Origin of the sequence: Desulfolithobacter dissulfuricans, assembly GCF_025998535.1 — a bacterium.
In the GTDB taxonomy this organism is placed as follows: domain Bacteria; phylum Desulfobacterota; class Desulfobulbia; order Desulfobulbales; family Desulfobulbaceae; genus Desulfolithobacter; species Desulfolithobacter dissulfuricans.
In genome coordinates, this window is the sequence record NZ_AP024233.1 from 3518807 (window position 1) to 3535854 (window position 17048).

The 17048-nt window shown below is 60.0% G+C and carries 15 protein-coding genes; 11 read left to right on the forward strand and 4 right to left on the reverse strand.

Annotation, left to right across the window (positions count from 1 at the left end; translation table 11 throughout):
• Window positions 1–39 precede the first annotated feature (39 nt).
• The 4 genes from GF1_RS15760 (at window position 40) to GF1_RS15775 (ending at window position 5779) form a co-directional block, all read left to right on the forward strand.
• Window positions 40–936, forward strand: coding sequence for a dihydropteroate synthase (locus tag GF1_RS15760; protein WP_267927508.1), 897 nt, complete (start codon window positions 40–42; stop codon window positions 934–936).
• A gap of 93 nt (window positions 937–1029) precedes the next feature.
• Complete coding sequence (locus GF1_RS15765) at window positions 1030–1605, forward strand: type I restriction enzyme HsdR N-terminal domain-containing protein (RefSeq protein WP_267927509.1); 576 nt, start codon at window positions 1030–1032, stop codon at window positions 1603–1605.
• A 176-nt stretch (window positions 1606–1781) separates the two neighbouring features.
• Window positions 1782–3128: a class II 3-deoxy-7-phosphoheptulonate synthase gene (locus GF1_RS15770; RefSeq protein WP_267927510.1), complete on the forward strand. Its 1347-nt coding sequence runs from the start codon at window positions 1782–1784 to the stop codon at window positions 3126–3128.
• A 245-nt stretch (window positions 3129–3373) separates the two neighbouring features.
• The gene (locus GF1_RS15775; RefSeq protein ID WP_267927511.1) at window positions 3374–5779 is read left to right on the forward strand and encodes an EAL domain-containing protein; all 2406 of its coding nucleotides are present in this window, start codon (window positions 3374–3376) and stop codon (window positions 5777–5779) included.
• 17 nt (window positions 5780–5796) lie between these two features.
• On the opposite strand, the gene GF1_RS15780 is transcribed toward GF1_RS15775, so the two are convergent.
• From GF1_RS15780 to lptA, 4 genes are read right to left on the reverse strand one after another with little or no spacing between them, the layout of a single operon-like run.
• Entirely contained in the window at window positions 5797–6249 is a 453-nt protein-coding gene (locus GF1_RS15780; RefSeq protein WP_267927512.1) for a PTS sugar transporter subunit IIA, read from the reverse strand.
• 11 nt (window positions 6250–6260) lie between these two features.
• Complete coding sequence (gene rpoN / locus GF1_RS15785) at window positions 6261–7724, reverse strand: RNA polymerase factor sigma-54 (protein WP_267927513.1); 1464 nt, start codon at window positions 7722–7724, stop codon at window positions 6261–6263.
• Between the two features lie 35 nt (window positions 7725–7759).
• A complete protein-coding gene (gene lptB / locus GF1_RS15790) occupies window positions 7760–8488 on the reverse strand; it encodes an LPS export ABC transporter ATP-binding protein (RefSeq protein ID WP_267927514.1) in 729 nt (242 codons plus the stop codon).
• Window positions 8488–9042, reverse strand: coding sequence for a lipopolysaccharide transport periplasmic protein LptA (lptA, locus tag GF1_RS15795; protein WP_267927515.1), 555 nt, complete (start codon window positions 9040–9042; stop codon window positions 8488–8490). Before lptA ends, lptB begins: the two co-directional genes overlap by 1 nt.
• Window positions 9043–9311: 269 nt before the next feature.
• On the opposite strand from lptA, the gene argB reads away from it, so the two are divergent.
• The 7 genes from argB (at window position 9312) to GF1_RS15830 (ending at window position 17047) form a co-directional block, all read left to right on the forward strand.
• Window positions 9312–10196: an acetylglutamate kinase gene (argB, locus tag GF1_RS15800; protein ID WP_267927516.1), complete on the forward strand. Its 885-nt coding sequence runs from the start codon at window positions 9312–9314 to the stop codon at window positions 10194–10196.
• 35 nt (window positions 10197–10231) lie between these two features.
• The gene (locus GF1_RS15805; protein WP_267927517.1) at window positions 10232–11389 is read left to right on the forward strand and encodes an aspartate aminotransferase family protein; all 1158 of its coding nucleotides are present in this window, start codon (window positions 10232–10234) and stop codon (window positions 11387–11389) included.
• Window positions 11389–11952, forward strand: coding sequence for a manganese efflux pump MntP (locus tag GF1_RS15810; RefSeq protein ID WP_267927518.1), 564 nt, complete (start codon window positions 11389–11391; stop codon window positions 11950–11952). Before GF1_RS15805 ends, GF1_RS15810 begins: the two co-directional genes overlap by 1 nt.
• A gap of 247 nt (window positions 11953–12199) precedes the next feature.
• The gene (gene argF, locus GF1_RS15815) at window positions 12200–13111 is read left to right on the forward strand and encodes an ornithine carbamoyltransferase (protein WP_267927519.1); all 912 of its coding nucleotides are present in this window, start codon (window positions 12200–12202) and stop codon (window positions 13109–13111) included.
• Window positions 13112–13273: 162 nt separating this feature from the next.
• Window positions 13274–14470: an argininosuccinate synthase gene (locus tag GF1_RS15820; RefSeq protein WP_267927520.1), complete on the forward strand. Its 1197-nt coding sequence runs from the start codon at window positions 13274–13276 to the stop codon at window positions 14468–14470.
• Between the two features lie 94 nt (window positions 14471–14564).
• On the forward strand, window positions 14565–15989 hold the full coding sequence (argH, locus tag GF1_RS15825) for an argininosuccinate lyase (RefSeq protein WP_267927521.1): 1425 nt from the start codon (window positions 14565–14567) through the stop codon (window positions 15987–15989).
• Entirely contained in the window at window positions 15989–17047 is a 1059-nt protein-coding gene (locus GF1_RS15830) for a fibronectin type III domain-containing protein (protein ID WP_267927522.1), read from the forward strand. Before argH ends, GF1_RS15830 begins: the two co-directional genes overlap by 1 nt.
• Window position 17048: the final 1 nt, after the last annotated feature.

Here is a 17048-nt window from a genome sequence, read left to right on the forward strand (position 1 = left end):
ATAGTATACATGTAATGATTCTAACAAAGGAGAAAACAAATGGCAATGACGGTTAAGGCTATTGCAGAAAGTATCAATATCATGGGCAAGAGAAGCGGTGGAGCCATGAAGGAACGTAATCCCGGCCCCATTCAGGAGATGGCCAGGGAGGAGACCGATGCCGGTGCCAGCTATCTTGACCTCAATATCGGACCGGCCCGCAAGGACGGCACCGATCTGATGCCGTGGGTGGTGGAGACGGTCCAGGAAGCAGTCGATACGCCGCTCTGCCTCGACACCACCAATACCGATGCCATGGCTGCAGGTTTCAAGGTGGTCAAGAACAAGACCCAGGCCATCATGAACTCCATCTCGGTCCAGCCCGAGCGGATGGAGGCCCTGATTCCGGTGGCCGCCGAGGCCGGTTGCGACGTCATTGCCCTGCTCTGGGGACCCGATGGCATGCCCCGCGATTCCAACGAGCGCGCCGCCATGGCTGTGGACCTGATGATGGCCCTCAACGAGGCCGGTATCCCCAATGAGAAGATCCTCTTTGATCCCATCGGCACGCCCATTACCCTGGGTGCTGACCAGATCGCCTCCGGGCTCGAGTTCATGATGATGCTTCCCGACATTGCCCCGGGTGCCGGATCCACGGTCGGACTCTCCAATGTATCCAACGGTGTGGCCGAGCATCTGCGCAAGTACCTGGACCGGACCTACCTGATCATGCTGATGAAGTATGGTATCACCACCGCCATTGTCAACTCCTATGACGAGGAGCTGATGGCCATCTGCCGCGGAGAGCGTCAGGAACTGGTGGACCTGGTCCATGGCATGATGGACGGTAACGATCCGGATCCGTCCACCCTGGAGGGTACAGCCCTTGAGCATTACAAGACCTACAAGGCCCTGTCCGGCCAGACCGTGTTCTCCGAGTCGTGGCTTGAGCTGTAACTTGCTTTTTGCAGGCAGATATCGCCAGCGCTTGACAAAAGGGGATGCCGGCTCTCTTGGGGAGATGGTATCCCTTTACCTGATTTCCTGGCCATGAACGATATTCCCGGCCATCATCTTGTATATGGGACCCTTACCGATTATCTGACCGGGGAGGAGTTGACCGATACCGATGATGAACGGTTCCGGCAGCAGCTGGCCCGGTTCATGGTCGAGGAAAAGGGCTATGAACCAGGCGAGCTGGAGCCACGGTTGTGTCTGGAGACGGTCTTTAACAAGACCTATGTCAAATCGACCATTGATCTGACGATTCGGCTTGACGGGAAAAGGGTCATGATTCTGCGCTATGGACCGGGCTCCCTGGTCACCCGGGAACGCTCTGCCGTGGCGGCGGCCCGGCTGCTGGAGCCGGCCTGCCGGATACCGCTGGCGGTGGTGACAAACGGTCGCGATGCCGAGCTCCTGGACACGGCCACCGGTGGTGTGCTGGCCAGGGGCATGGAAGGGATTCCGACCCGGGATCAATTGCTGGCCATGCTGCCGGAGCTGCTTTTTGAACCCTTTACCGATCCGAAGCGGCGGGAAAAGGAAGAGCGGATCCTCAATGCCTTTGACCTGCAGGTCTGCTGCCGGGGCATGTCCTGTCCGACACCGCAGGCCGGGAAATGAGCGGCTACCTTCCGGCGACAATGAAACAGTGTTACGATGAACACGAAGGGCACGAAGAAAAAAGCTGTTCGTGCCCTTCGTGTCCTTCGTGGTTCTAAGCGAGTTGCTAAACGGATGTATCGAAAACCTCGACACTCATTCAAACAAAACAACGTTGACAATAAAGAGTACGTGAAATGACAGAGAAAACTGACTGGACTAAATCAAGCTGGCGCAACTTCACCGCCCTGCAGCAGCCCAACTGGCCCGACGAGGCCAAGGTGGACGAGGTGCTGCAGACCATCTCCAACCTGCCGCCGCTGGTCTTTGCCGGCGAGATCCGCGATCTGAAGCTGCAGTTGGCCAAGGCCTCGGCCGGTGAGGCGTTTCTGCTCCAGGGGGGCGACTGTTCCGAAGAGTTTGCCCGCTGTACGGCGCCCAATATCCGCGAGACCTTGAAGGTGCTTCTGCAGATGGCCGTTATTCTGACCTATGCCGGCGGCAAGCCGGTGGTCAAGGTGGGGCGTATCGCCGGGCAGTATGCCAAGCCGCGCTCCAGCGACACCGAGATGGTCAACGGCATGGAGATCCCCTCCTACCGGGGTGACATGGTCAACTCGGTGGAGCCGACCCCCGAGGCCCGGATTCCCAACCCGGAAAACATGCTCAAGGGCTACTACCTGGCCGCCTCGACACTGAATCTGCTGCGGGCTTTTACCCGGGGAGGTTTCGCCGCCCTGCACAGGGTCCAGGCCTGGAACCAGGAGTTTGTCAAACAGTCGCCCATGGGCCGTTCCTACGAGCGGCTGGCCAAACAGATCAGCCAGGCCATCAACTTCATGCAGACCATCGGTATCCCCACCGACACCCCGCAGTTTCGCCAGGCCCAGTTTTTCACCTCCCACGAGGCCCTGCTGCTGGGCTACGAGGAGGCCCTTACCAGGGAAGACTCCACCACCGGCGGCTGGTACGACTGCTCTGCCCACATGCTGTGGATCGGCGACCGGACCAGGCAGATCGACGGGGCCCACATCGAGTTTCTCCGCGGGGTCCTCAATCCCGTCGGCATGAAGGTCGGACCCAGGCATGATATCGACGAGATCCTGGCCATCATCGAAAAGCTCAATCCGGACAACGAGCCCGGGCGCATGACACTTATCACCCGTTTCGGTGCCAGGGAGATCGAAAAGTATCTGCCGCCGCTCCTGCGGGCCATCAAGAAGGAGGGGATCAATGTGGTTTGGAGCTGCGATCCCATGCACGCCAACATCCGCAAAACCAGGTCGGGCCATAAGACCCGGAGTTTTGACGATATCCTCTCCGAGCTGCGCTGTTTCTTCGAGCTCCACTGGGCCGAGGGCACGGTTCCCGGCGGGGTCCATTTCGAGCTGACCGGTGACGATGTCACCGAGTGCACCGGTGGTGCCCGCCAGCTCCTGGATGACCAGCTGGGCGAGAACTATCTCACCACCTGTGATCCGCGTCTCAATGCGGAGCAGTCCCTGGAGATGGCCTTCCAGATCGCGGAAATGATCCGCAGCTGATGTTTGCGGCCGCCCGGTGAAATAATGCCGGGCGGCCTTTCTCTTTCAAGGGTCAACGTCCTGGTACCGGACGGTCCAACGGGTGGCGGAAAAATCTATCTCCCCATTTTACCTGCTGGAGCAATGGATTTGAGGGATCTTCTCTCGATGTCCAGCCGTTCTTTACCCGAGAAAAATGTTGTCGGACAACTAATCCGGGACGGCTTGGTTCTTGATTTTCTCTTTCGAGGTGCTATGCTTCGGGTATGGAGAGCAACCACCGCAAACCCGTCAATCTCTTTCTGATCCTTGCCCTTGTTGTCTGTGTCTTCCTGGCGGCCAAGATCTACGCCGAGTATCGCCACATCAGCATGCTGGAAGAAGAAATTCATCTGGACAGCGCCCGGGGCTTACGTGATCTGCTCCTTGCCTACCAGGAGACCTATCAAAAGATCGTTCTCGACTCCAAACTGCCGCTGGATGACCAGGTACTGCCGTTTGTCCCGGCGATCGGCACCCGGCATATCTCCGAAAAGTTCAACCAGTGGACCGGGCACGAGATAAGCGTGTCCATGGTCAGTGACCATCCCCGCAACCCGGCCAACATGGCCAAGGGATATGAACTTGAGGCCATCGATTATTTTCGCCGTAATCCAGAGGCCGACGAGCTGTACAAAACCCTTCCTGGGCCGGCTGATGCCAGGGAGGACGAGGGGGATGATGGCGTGTTTTTTTACGCGGCTCCGCTCCGGGCAAAGGCCATGTGCATGCCGTGTCACGGCAGAAAAGAGGATGCTCCGGCTGTTGTCGGGCAGAAATACACCGCCGGTTTCAACTACAGGCAAGGAGATCTGCTCGGCATCACCGCCATTACCATCATGCGCCATAAGGCCCGGGACGAGCTGGTCCGGGGATTTTTCCTGCAGGCCGCCGGTTCGACCCTGCTGCTTGGCCTGCTGGCCATGGGCGCGGCTGCCATTCTCCTGTGCCAGATCCGCCGCAGGGACAAGGAGTATACCAGCGCCCTCCAGGAGGAAGTGGACAGGAAGACCGCTGAGCTCAGGGACAAGGTCAATCTTCTTGAGGAGTACAGGAAGGTTCTCGATGAAAGCGCCATTGTTTCGAAAAGCGACCTTGAAGGCAATATCACCTATGTCAACGACAAGTTGTGCGAGACGACCGGCTACAGCCGCGAGGAGCTGCTTGGCAAACCCCATTCCATTCTCCGGCATCCCGATGTACCGAAGAAGGTCTTTGCCGACATGTGGAAGACCATCCAGAGCGGCCGGGTGTGGAGGGGTGTGTTTCCCAACCGGTGCAAGGACGGCTCCACCAGCTGGAATTCCGCCACTATCTGCCCGATTTTCGACGTGAACGGCAATATCGTCGAATATATCGGCGCCCGGGTCAATGTCAACGAACTGATCGAGAAACGGCAGCAACTGCAGCGGCTGCTGACCATTGACAGCCTCACCGGCCTGCCCAATCGCCATAACCTGATTCAGGATGTGTCCATGATGGACCGGCCGTCCCTGCTCATGGTCGATATCCATGACTTCAGCGATATCAATGATTTTTACGGAATTGAAGTGGGAGACAAGGTGGTCAGGGAACTGGCTGCCCGGGTCGGCCAGGTGGTGGAGAAGCATCCCGATCTGGTTATGTACCGGTTCTATGGGGATCAGCTGGCCATTCTCCACCAGGGCTATTGCCGGCCCGAAGATCTGGAGCAGCTTTGCTACCGGATCATGGAGGCGGTCAGTGGCCAGCCTTTTTCGGTCGATGGCCACGAGATCACGGTCCAGGTCACCTGCGGTATAGCCTATCGGCAGAAGAATCCGCTCATCGAGGCCGATATCGCCCTCAAGCAGGCCAAGCGCAAGCGGAGTTTCGTCGAGATCATCGAGGAGAGCGGTGATATCAAGAAGGAGCTGGCCAAGAACTATTCATGGGGCCGCAAACTGCAGGAAGCCCTGCATGAGGGCAGGATCGTGCCCTATTACCAAGGTATCGTCGAAGCCCGTACCTGCAAAATCAGCAAGTACGAATGTCTTGTCCGGCTCATAGAGCGCGACGGGACCGTGGTGTCACCCTATTTCTTCCTCGATATCGCCAAGAAGGCCCGTATCTATCCCAAGATTACCCGGGCGGTCATCGATCATGCGGCCAATGTCTTTGCCCGCAACGAGTTTGATTTTTCCATCAACCTGTCCAGTGAAGACATCATGGACATCTCGGTGGTGGAGTATATCCGGGAAAAACTGCTCGATACGCCGCTTGCCAGGCGGGTGATCTTTGAGATCCTGGAAACCGAAGGAATGGAGAATTTCGAACAGATCAAGGAGTTTATCCATGAAGTCAAGCGGTTCGGCAGCCGAATCGCCATTGATGATTTCGGCACCGGCTATTCCAATTACGAGCGGCTCCTCAATCTGCACGTGGATTTCCTCAAGATCGACGGTTCCATTATCCGAAGGATATGTGAAGACGAGGTTTCGGCGACCATAGCCCAGACCATTGTCATGGTGGCCAGGGAGATCAGAATTCAGACAGTGGCGGAATTTGTCTTTGACGAGAAGACAGCCAGGGTCGCCCGGGAAATGGGCATTGACTACCTGCAGGGATTCTACTTCAGCGAGCCGCTGCCCGCCATTGACATCCTCTCCGGCTGAGGCCGGTCGGACTCCTTTCAGCGTTCCCGCAAGTCCTGCGAGAAGATCTGTTGTATGGCCCGGCAGTCCTCGGCCCGCATGAGTCGGCTGCGGGTCTCCGGGTTTTTCAGCAGCCTGCTGACCTGGCCCAGGGTCCGCAGATACTCCTCGGCCATGGTTTCCGGCGACAGAATCATCACAAAGAGGTAGACCGGCTGGTTGTCCACCGCATCGAAGCTGATACCACTGCGGCTGCTGCCGAAGCAGAGCAGGATGTCGTCCAGGTCCGGTACCTTGCCATGGGGAATGGCCACCCCGTTACCCACGCCCGTGGATCCCACATGTTCCCGCTCCAGCAGAATATCCAGCAGGGTTGCCTGATCGACACCGGGGCACCACTCCTGCACGGCAGCGGTCAGCTCCCGGAGCACTCCTTCCTTGCTGGTGGCCTCAAGGTCGAGGAGCACGCATTGTTCCTGTATCTCCAGCATGGATCCTCCTCTCAGCCGGTACGCGCCTTGCGCCGGTGCTTGACCGGCAGGATTTTGAGCTGATCACGGTATTTGGCCACGGTTCGGCGGGCAACTTTGATTCCCTCCTCGGCCAGGAGCTGGGAAATCTTGTTGTCGCTGAGCGGTTTGGCCGGATCCTCGTTCTGGATGAGCTGCCGGATCCGGTTCTTGATCGACTCGGCGGCCACGGTGTCGCCGTTGGTGGTGGACACGGCCGTGGAAAAGAAATACTTCAGTTCATAGATGCCCTGGGGGGTATGGGCGTACTTGTTGGACGTCACCCGGCTGACCGTGGATTCGTGCATGCCGATATCCTCGGCCACATCCCGAAGGATAAGCGGCTTGAGATGGCCCGGTCCTTTTTCGAAAAAGTCCCGCTGGAAACGCAGCAGGCTCTCCATGACCTTGTAGATGGTCCGCTGGCGCTGCTGGATGGACTTGATGAACCATTCGGCATTTCGTTTCTTTTCGCGCAGGTAGCCGCGAGACTCGGCATTGAGCGCTTTTTTCTCGGCCAGCAGTTTCTGGTATTCGGCCGAGAGCTGCAGGTGGGGCAGTCCCTCGTCGTTGAGCTGGATGACAAATTCGTCGTCGATCTTGTAGACATAGACGTCCGGGACCACGTAGTTGGTCTGGTCATTAGCGAATTCATTGCCCGGGTAGGGGGTCAGGCGGGTGATGACCTTGACGGCGGCCTCGACCTTGCGCACCGGCTGGCCCACCTTTCTGGCCAGGACGGAATAATTCCTGGTCTGGAGCAGGTTGAGGTGGTCCCGGACAATGACGCAGGGCAGGTCGTCCTCCTCGTAATCCTCGTATTCCAGCTGCAGAAGAAGCGATTCCCTGATGTCGCGGGCCGCGACACCCGGCGGGTCCAGGTGCTGGATCAGGTTGAGAACGCCCTGGGCGGTTTCCTCGTCGCAGTGGGCGTAGCGGCAGATGTCCTCGATGTCGGCTTCCAGGAAGCCGTGGTGGTTGAGACTGCCGATGATGAACTGGGCGATCTCCATGTCCTTTTCCGTCAGATCCAGGTGGGTGAGCTGCCACTGCAGATGGGCCTCCAGGCCTGGCTTGGCGGAGATGAAGTCGAACTGGGACGGGGCATCGGCCGGCGGGGTTTCGCGGGCAAAGGAAAAATCAGCGGTATCGAAGTTGTTGGCATAGTCTTCCCAGTTGATCTCCGCCACCGTGGCCGGATTGTCACCGGCCACCTGTTCGGTGACCACGGACTCGGGCACCTCCTTGACCTCCTCGGCCGAAAGGGCCTCGGGGTTCTGTACCTTCTCCTCAACGTCCAGGGCCTCTTCCAGCAGCGGGTTCTGTTCAATTTCCGCCTGCAGAGCATCGGTCAGTTCCATGCGGTTGAGCTGCAGCAGCTTGATGGCCTGGCGCAACTGGGGCGTCATGACCAGTTTCTGGGCGAGTTTGAGTTGCTGTCTGAGCTCGAGTACCATGGTTAACCGTTTATCGTCTTCGTTTCCTGAGGTTGCTACATGCGGAAATGTTCGCCGAGATACATCTTCCTGGCCACTTCACTTTCAATGATATCCTCCGCCACTCCGCTGGTCAGAATCTGACCGGCATTCATGATATAGGCAAAATCACAGACCTGGAGGGTCTCGCGGACATTGTGGTCTGAAATCAACACCCCGAGGCCCTTTTCCTTGAGGCCGCGGATGATCTGCTGCAGATCGGCCACCGAGAGCGGATCTACCCCGGCAAAGGGCTCGTCCAGGAGGATGAAGCGCGGCCTGGTGGCCAGGGCCCGCATGATTTCCACCCGGCGCCGTTCCCCGCCGGACAGGGCATGGCCCTTGTTGTCCCTGAGATACTCGATCTTCAGCTCGGCCAGCAGTTCGTTGATCCGGCCGGAGACCTCGTGGGGCGGCAATCCCAGGGCCTCGAGCACGATGCGGACGTTTTCCTCTACCGTCAGTTTCCTGAACACCGATGGTTCCTGGGCCAGGTAGGTGATCCCGCGCCGGGCCCGCTGGTGGATGGGAAGATGGGTTATCTCCTCGCTGTCCAGGAAGATGGCACCTTCGGTGGGACGGATAAAGCCGACCAGGGAGTAGAAGGTGGTTGTCTTGCCGGCCCCGTTGGGTCCGAGCAGGCCCACGATCGAGGAACTTCGGACCTGCAGGTTCACCCGGTCCACCACCCTCCGGTCGCGGTACTGCTTGACCAGTCCCCTGGTTTCAAGGATTGCTACGCCCATCAGGGTGTTTTCTTCTTCTTTTTCTTGGTTGCTTCCGGGTGGATGACCGCTTTGACCCGGCCGCCGGTCTTTGTCTTGTCCTGCTCGACGATGGAACGGCCCTCGTCGAGATAATAGGTGATGGTCTTGCCTGCCACCATGTTCCGGCCCTGCCAGGCTTTGGCGTCGCCGGTGAGCACCACCTTGCGTTCATCGGCAAGGTAATCCATCCGTCTGCCGGTGCCGAGCCAGTCGTCCCTGGTGATTTCCACGTTACCCCGGCAGACCAGCCTGTGTACCTGGCTCGAACCGGGGTTCTCCCGGTCCTTGCCCGGGGTGTAGAAGACGGTCATCTCGTCGGCCCGGATAACCAGGTCGCCCTGGCGCGCCTCCACGTTCCCCATGAAGACCACGGAACTGTCCTTTTCCTGGGAGACCATGCGGTCCGCCTCCACGTGGATGGGCTCTGGTGCCGGTGGCTTTGCCGCCGGAAGAGTGGTCGCCATGCCCAGGGTAAAACAGCTGATGACTATGGCCTGCAGGAGTTTTTGCGCAGGCCGTGGCAACGTCAACATGATTGCGCTCCAGGAAAAAAGAGAACGGCCGTGGGGCCGGTTTGTTTTTTGCAAGCATCCAGGGAATAGTACCTGCTGGCTGGGAAAATGTAAAGAGCTTCCACTTTCTCCCGGTTGCCCGGTGTTGGCAGACAATTGTTTACAGGCCCTTGTGGCGGGGTTAGTATGGTTTGTTTGTACTATTTTGTACTAAAGAAAACAAAAAGTGTTTGTGCGAAATGGCTGTGCAGTGCACGGCAATACGATCCTTTCTGTCTTGGAGTTCAGGTATGCAGCAGTCCCTTGCCCGGGCCAAGGTCCTTATCGAGGCCCTGCCCTATATCCGTGAGTTCAACCAGAAGACCGTGGTCATCAAGTATGGCGGCCACGCAATGGTCGACGAGGAATTGAAAAAGAACTTCGCCCTGGATGTGATCCTGATGAAGTACATCGGTCTCAACCCGGTGATCGTCCACGGCGGTGGCCCGCAGATCAACCGTTTCCTGGAAAAGATGCGGATCAAGCCAAGCTACATCCAGGGCATGCGGGTGACCGATGGCGAAACCATGGATGTGGTGGAGATGGTCCTGGTGGGTAAGGTGAACAAGGAGATTGTCGGCCTGATCAATCACTGCGGTGGCCGGGCCGTAGGGCTTTCGGGCCGGGACGGCGATCTGGTGCAGGCCCGGAAGATGACCCTGCTCTCCAGGCCCGAGGTGGAAAACGCCCCGCCCGAACTCATCGATCTTGGCCGGGTGGGCGAGGTGACCCGGGTCAATCCCGAGGTTCTGCGGACCCTGGACGAGAAGGATTTCATACCGGTGATCGCGCCGGTGGGGGTCGGCGAGGACGGCCAGGCCTACAACATCAACGCCGACCTGGTGGCCGGCGCCATTGCCGCCAGGCTGAACGCCGTCAAGCTGATCCTGCTCACCGACGTGGAAGGGGTCAAGGACGCGGACGGCCGGCTGCTCTCCTCCATTGCCAAGGATTCGGTGGAGCAGCTCATCGAGGACGGGGTGATCCAGGGCGGGATGATTCCCAAGGTACGTTGCTGCCGGGCGGCTCTGGAAGGAGGGGTCACCAAGGCGCATATTGTCGATGGCCGGCAGGAACATGCCATCCTGCTGGAAATGTTCACCCACGAGGGAATTGGCACGGAGATAGTACAGTGACAGGCAACGCGGAATGGATCAAACGGGGAGAGCAGGTGTTTGTAGGTACATACAGCCGGTTTCCGGCGGCAATGGTCAAGGGCAGGGGCTGCCGGCTCTGGGACGCGGACGGCAGGGAATATCTGGATTTCCTGGCCGGAATCGCGGTCTGTTCGCTGGGACACTGCCATCCGGCGGTGACCGAGGCGGTCTGCCGCCAGGCCGGAGAGCTGATGCACGTCTCCAACCTCTTTCATACCCGGCCCCAGATAGAGCTGGCCGAGCTGCTCACGCAAAACTCCTTTGCCGACCGGGTGTTCATGGCCAACTCCGGGGCCGAGGCCAACGAGGCGGCCATCAAGCTGGCCCGAATCCACGCCGGCGAGGGGCGCTTTGAGATCATCTCCCTGTCCGGCTCCTTCCATGGCCGGACCCTGGCCACGGTGGCGGCCACCGGCCAGCCGAAATTTCACCAGGGCTTCGAGCCGCTGCCGGAAGGGTTCATCCATGCCGGGTTCGGCGATCCCGCAGCCCTGGAGGAGCTGATAAGCGACAAAACCTGCGCTATCCTCTGCGAACCGCTCCAGGGGGAATCCGGGGTCCGGCCGCTGGAGCCCGAATACCTTCAGGCCATCCGTAACCTCTGCGACAAACACAACCTGCTGCTTATCTTCGACGAGGTCCAGACCGGACTGGGTCGGACAGGGACCCTGTTTGCCCATGAGCAACTCGGGGTCACCCCGGATATCATGACCCTGGCCAAGGCCCTGGGCAATGGCCTGCCCATCGGTGCCATGCTGACCACCGATGATATCGCCGCCTCGCTGGGCGTGGGCACCCATGCCTCCACCTTCGGCGGCAACCCGGTGGCCGCCGCCGGCGCGGTGGCCGTACTCAAGACCATGCTGGCGCCAGGTTTTCTGGACCAGGTCCGCGAGCGCTCGGCCTACTTCATGGAGCGGCTTGAAGAGGTCGCCGCCCGCTTTCCGCATCTGGCCACCGGGGTCCGGGGCCGGGGATTGCTGCTGGGGCTGGTACTGACCGAGAAGGGATGCGATCTGGGCATGGACATAGTCAACCAGCTCTTTGCCCGCGGTGTGCTGATCAACTTTGCCGGTGGCCGGGTGCTGCGTTTTATCCCGCCCCTGATCGTTGAGGCCGAAGACATCGATCTGCTCATCGACCGCCTGGTCGAGGTGCTGAACGGTTGCTGATGGGCTGGTTCTCGCTCCTGGCCCTGGCCACGGCCCTGGCCATGGACGCCTTTGCCGTGTCCATGGCCGCCGGAGCGCTCCTGCGGCCTGTTTCCCGGCGCCAACTGTTCCGACTTTCGTTCCATTTCGGCCTGTTCCAGGGACTGATGCCCATCGGCGGCTACCTGGCCGGACTGTCCATCGCCCGGTTTATCGCCCACTGGGATCACTGGATCGCTTTCGGGCTTCTGCTGATCATCGGCGGCCGGATGATCCTGGAAGCCCTGCGGCCCGGCGAGGACGAGGCCGCAACCACCGATCCCAGCCGCGGCCTGACCCTGGTCATGCTGGCGCTTGCCACCTCCATCGATGCCTTTGCCGTGGGGCTGACCCTGGCCCTGCTCTCGGTCACCATCTGGATTCCCGCCCTGGTAATCGGTGTGGTCACCTCAGCCTGGTGCGTGGCCGGGGTGCTCCTGGGGGCCCGTTTCGGCTCGATCTGCGGCCGGAAGGTGGAGGTCCTGGGCGGGGTGATTCTGGTCGGGATCGGGATCAAGATCCTCTTTTCCCATCTCTGCGCATAGATTTATTCGAAAATCACCTCCATGCGCGGTGTCGCCAGGATGGTTTTCATGGCCCGTTGTGGCTGGACAGTGCCGCAATATGATCCAGCCATGCTGGTTTCGTTGCCCCTGGCGATGAAATTTCTTTGCAAAATCATCCTTTTTTTGTATCAATTGTAGTTTTCGGCCCAGCAGAAAATGCGTCAGGCAGTGATCCGTGCCAGCGCAGGTTCAGGCTGGGCTTGACCTGGTAAAAGGGAAAGACATCATGAACAATCATCTGTTGGCACTTAAGGATTTTGACGCCGCCAGGCTGCGGGCGTTCATCGACCGGGCCCTGGTTCTCAAAGAGGAAGCGGCCCGGGGCATACACCATGACCATCTGGCAGGCAAGATCGTCTGCCTGCTCTTTGAAAAACCTTCCACCCGCACCAGGGTCTCCTTCGAGGCGGCCATGTACGGCCTGGGCGGCCAGGTGATCTTCATGTCCGCCGCCGATTCCCAGCTCGGACGGGGCGAGCCCCTCAAGGACACGGCCAGAGTGCTGGCCCGCTACGTTGACGGTCTCGTTGTCCGGACCTTCGGCCAGGAAGTGGTCGAGGAACTGGCCAGGTATTCCGATGTACCGGTGATCAACGCCCTGACCGACAAACACCATCCCTGCCAGATCCTGAGCGATATCATGACGGTGATCGAAAAAAAGGGCGAGCCGGAGAAGTTGAAGATCGCCTGGGTGGGGGATGGCAACAACATGGCCAACTCCTGGATCGAGGCGGCCTCGGTGCTCGGTTTTTCCCTGACCCTGGCCTGCCCGGAAGGGTATGAGCCGGATCAGGAAATCCTGGCCGCGGCCACGGCCCGGGCCTCGCAGCCCATCACCGTGGTCCGTGATCCGGCGGAGGCGGTCCGCGATGCCGATGTGATCAACGTGGATGTCTGGGCCTCCATGGGCCAGGAAGCGGAACAGGACGCCCGGCTGGCGGTCTTTCAGCCATACCAGCTCAACCGTACTCTCCTGGCGCTGGCCGCCGATGACGCCATAGTGCTGCACTGCCTGCCCGCCCATCGGGGCGAGGAGATCACCGAAGAGGTCCTGGAGGGGGAACAGAGCGTGGCCTTTGACCAGGCGGAAAACAAGATGCATATCCACAAGGCCATACTGGAGGCCTTTCTCGCCTGAACCGCTTTTTTCCACTCCGCATCCCGGGCCACGGGCGGACCGGCGGAGGACTCTGTTTAGGCGACAGCATAACAGGCTGTTGAAAAACGTAGCGAGCGAAAATGGGCGCAGTAGTTTTGCAACGGCCTGGTAAACACCAACCTTGGAATCTAAAAAAAAGACATGGCAGTAAACAAGATAGTTTTAGCATATTCCGGCGGCCTGGATACCTCGGTCATCCTCAAGTGGCTGGAAGAGGAATACCAGTGTCCGGTCATCGCCTTTGCCGCCGACGTGGGCCAGCACGAGGACTGGGACGCGGTCCGGGAAAAGGGTCTGGCCACAGGGGCGGAAAAGGTCGTCATCTCGGACCTGCGCGAGGAGTTTGTCCGCGATTACATTTTCCCCGCTTTCAGGGCCAATGCCATCTATGAAGGCTCCTATCTGCTGGGCACCTCCCTGGCCCGGCCGGTGATCGCCAAGGAACAGGTACGGATCGCCGAGGCCGAGGGCGCTGACGCGGTCAGCCACGGGGCCACTGGCAAGGGCAACGACCAGGTCCGGTTCGAGCTCACCTACCTGGCCCTCAATCCCAGGCTGACCATCATCGCCCCCTGGCGGATCTGGGACCTGGATTCCCGCAACAAGCTGCTGGCCTTTGCCGAAAAGCACCATATTCCGGTGCCGGTGACCAAGGAGAAACCCTACAGCTCGGATGAGAACCTGCTTCATATCAGCTTCGAGGGCGGTATTCTGGAGGATCCCTGGAACGAGCCCGAGGAGGACATGTTCAAACTCACTGTTTCGCCGGAAAAGGCACCGGACAAGCCCACCTACGTGGAGATTGAGTTCGAGCAGGGCAACCCGGTGGCCATCGACGGCGAGCGGCTGGGGCCGGTGGAGATGATGACCCGGCTCAACGAGCTCGGCGGGGCCAACGGTATCGGCCGGCTGGACATGGTGGAGAACCGCTTTGTCGGCATGAAGTCCCGCGGCGTGTACGAGACCCCGGGCGGGACCATTCTCCGGGCGGCCCATCGCGACCTGGAGACCATCACCCTGGACCGGGAGGTCATGCACATTCGCGATTCCCTGGTTCCGCGCTATTCCGAGCTGATCTACAACGGGTTCTGGTTCTCCCCGGAGATGCGGCTCCTGCAGGCCACCATGGACGAGGCCCAGAAAACGGTGAACGGCGTGGTCAGGCTCAAGCTCTACAAGGGCAATTGCATGCCTGTTGGCCGCAAGTCGGACAACTCCCTCTACCACGAGGCCTTTGCCACCTTTGAAGAGGACGAGGTCTACAACCAGGCGGATGCGGCCGGCTTCATCAAGCTCAATTCGCTTCGGCTGCAGATCCAGGCCCTGAGCAGGAAGTAACCCCGTTCCGGAGATTTCTGGCCGGCTCATCCGGTAGCCGGACGTAACATGAATATCTCTCCCCCGGCATGCCGGGGGCTTGAAAAAGACAGACATGGCACAGGATAACGGGCAACCAGGCTCGACAGATAAAAATAAGAACAAAAAGCTCTGGGGCGGACGGTTTGCCGGGACCACGGCGGCGTCGGTGGAGGCCTTCACCGAGTCGATCAGCTACGACTGGCGTCTCTATCGCCATGACATCCAGGGTTCCATGGCCCATGCCCGGATGCTGGCCAGGCAGGGACTGATCAGCGAGCAGGAACGGGACGCCATCCTGAAGGGGCTGGCCGAGATCGAGTCCGAGATCGAGCAGGACCGTTTCACCTTCCGGCCGGAGCTTGAAGATATTCACATGAATATCGAGAAGGCCCTGACCGAGAAGGTCGGCGCTGCCGGTGAAAAGCTGCACACGGCCAGGAGCCGCAACGATCAGGTGGCCCTGGATATCCGTCTCTACCTGCGCGACGAGGGCCGGGTTCTGGACGAACTGCTGGCCGGGGTCCAGAAAAGCTTTGTCCGGTTGGCACGCAGGTATCTTGGCGCGGTCATGCCCGGCTACACCCATCTGCAGCGGGCCCAGCCGGTATTGCTCTCCCATCACCTGCTGGCCTACTATGAAATGTTTGGCCGTGACCGCGGCCGGGTGGCCGACTGCGTCCGGCGTCTTGCTGTCATGCCGCTGGGTGCCGCGGCCATGGCCGGAACCGGTCTGCCCATCGACCGGCGTTTCGTAGCCAGGGAGCTCGGTTTTGACGAAATCACCGCCAACTCCATGGATACCTCCGGCGATCGGGATTTTGCCATGGAAATGCTGTTCTGTCTCACCGTGATCCAGCTGCACCTGAGCCGGCTGGCCGAGGAGCTGGTGCTCTGGTCGAGCAAGGAGTTCGAGTTCATTGATATCGGCGACCGCTACTGTACCGGTTCGTCGATCATGCCGCAGAAGAAAAATCCTGACATCCCCGAGCTTATCCGCGGCAAGACCGGCCGGGTGGCCGGGGCCCTGGTGGCGCTGCTGATGACGGTCAAGGGGTTGCCCATGACCTACAACCGGGATCTGCAGGAAGACAAGGAACAGCTCTTCGATGCCCTGGACACGGTCAAGGCCAGTCTGTCGATTACCGCGGAACTGCTCGACAATACCACCTTCCGGACTGACCGGCTGGCGGAAGCCACCCGGGGCGGTTTCATGACCGCCACCGACCTGGCGGATTATTTGGTAAAGAAAAATATGCCGTTTCGCCAGGCCCATGGCGTGGTCGGGCGGATCGTGGCCCACTGCCAGGAGCGGGATGTGGAGATCGACGAGCTGGAGTTGGATGAGCTCAGGCAGTTCTCCGACCTGATCGAAGAGGATGTGTTTGAGGTGCTCTCGGTGGAAGGCTCGGTCAACAGCCGGGTCTCCGAAGGGGGCACGGCCCGGGTGCGGGTGGAAGAGGCCCTGGAAAGGGCTGAGCGGCAACTGGGAATGACGTGATGAATACAACCAGGCGATCAGGCATGGTACTGGGGGCGGTGCTGCTTCTGCTGGCCCTGCTGTCCGGATGCGGTTACAAGACAGATCCGGTACCGCCTGGAAAGGTGATGCCGGAGCCGGTGCGTGATCTGCGCTATCAGCTCAGCGAAAGGGGCGTCACCCTGACCTGGTCCTATCCCACCAGGACCGTCACCGGCGATCGTCTGGAGCAGATTGATTCCTTTGCCATCTATCGAGCCGTGGTACCGGCAAAGGACTATTGCGACACCTGTCCGATTCCCTTTGGCCAGCCCATCCTTGTTCCCGGCGGCACGGTCCCGCCCGAGGGCGGCAGAACCGGTCGCTTCGAGTCCACCCTGCTGCGGCCCGGCCATCTCTATTTTTTCAAGGTCCGCGCCCGCAGCGGCTGGTGGGCCGAGTCCGCCGATTCCAACATCGTGTCCTTTCTCTGGCATATCCCGCTCAAGGCTCCGGCCGGTCTGCGGGCAAGGGCTGAGGACAGCCGTATTGTCCTGGCCTGGCAGCCGGTGGTCTCCCACCTCGACTCCAGCCCGGTCACCGGACCGGTGGAGTACCAGGTATACCGGTCCACCGACGGTGGAACCTTTGAACCCCTGGACGGGCCGGTGCAGGAGACCCGGTTTGTCGATACGGCGGTGGTCAATGGCCGCAAGTATTTCTATCACGTCCAGGCCCTGGAACGGTTTGAACGCGGCATCGTGGGCGGCGGCACCAGTGCAGACGTGGCGGTCAGCCCGGTGGACCGAACTCCGCCTGCCCCGCCGACCGGGGTGCGGGCCATCCGCACCGGCAAGGGTATCAAGGTGTTCTGGGAGCCGGTGCCGGACCGGGATCTCAAGGGCTACCGGGTCTACAGGCGTCTGTCCGGCGACCGGGCCCCGGAGCTGGTGGGCGAGGTCAATGCCCCCTACACCATGTTCATCGACCGAACTCCGCCCCACCGGGGACAGCGGCTGTATTACTCGGTATCAAGTATTGACGGGGCCAGGCCGGCCAATGAGAGCATGAGCTCACCAGAAGTGATGATCAGGAACTGAC

Bases quoted from the DNA above. Each gene is read 5' to 3' on its own strand.
- GF1_RS15830 (WP_267927522.1), top strand. From the start codon at position 15,989: ATGAATACAACCAGGCGATCAGGCATGGTACTGGGGGCGGTGCTGCTT.
- GF1_RS15765 (WP_267927509.1), top strand. From the start codon at position 1,030: ATGAACGATATTCCCGGCCATCATCTTGTATATGGGACCCTTACCGAT.
- GF1_RS15780 (WP_267927512.1), bottom strand. From the start codon at position 6,249: ATGCTGGAGATACAGGAACAATGCGTGCTCCTCGACCTTGAGGCCACC.
- GF1_RS15810 (WP_267927518.1), top strand. From the start codon at position 11,389: ATGGGCTGGTTCTCGCTCCTGGCCCTGGCCACGGCCCTGGCCATGGAC.
- argB (WP_267927516.1), top strand. From the start codon at position 9,312: ATGCAGCAGTCCCTTGCCCGGGCCAAGGTCCTTATCGAGGCCCTGCCC.
- lptA (WP_267927515.1), bottom strand. From the start codon at position 9,042: ATGTTGACGTTGCCACGGCCTGCGCAAAAACTCCTGCAGGCCATAGTC.
- lptB (WP_267927514.1), bottom strand. From the start codon at position 8,488: ATGGGCGTAGCAATCCTTGAAACCAGGGGACTGGTCAAGCAGTACCGC.
- GF1_RS15775 (WP_267927511.1), top strand. From the start codon at position 3,374: ATGGAGAGCAACCACCGCAAACCCGTCAATCTCTTTCTGATCCTTGCC.
- GF1_RS15770 (WP_267927510.1), top strand. From the start codon at position 1,782: ATGACAGAGAAAACTGACTGGACTAAATCAAGCTGGCGCAACTTCACC.
- GF1_RS15820 (WP_267927520.1), top strand. From the start codon at position 13,274: ATGGCAGTAAACAAGATAGTTTTAGCATATTCCGGCGGCCTGGATACC.
- GF1_RS15760 (WP_267927508.1), top strand. From the start codon at position 40: ATGGCAATGACGGTTAAGGCTATTGCAGAAAGTATCAATATCATGGGC.
- argH (WP_267927521.1), top strand. From the start codon at position 14,565: ATGGCACAGGATAACGGGCAACCAGGCTCGACAGATAAAAATAAGAAC.
- argF (WP_267927519.1), top strand. From the start codon at position 12,200: ATGAACAATCATCTGTTGGCACTTAAGGATTTTGACGCCGCCAGGCTG.
- rpoN (WP_267927513.1), bottom strand. From the start codon at position 7,724: ATGGTACTCGAGCTCAGACAGCAACTCAAACTCGCCCAGAAACTGGTC.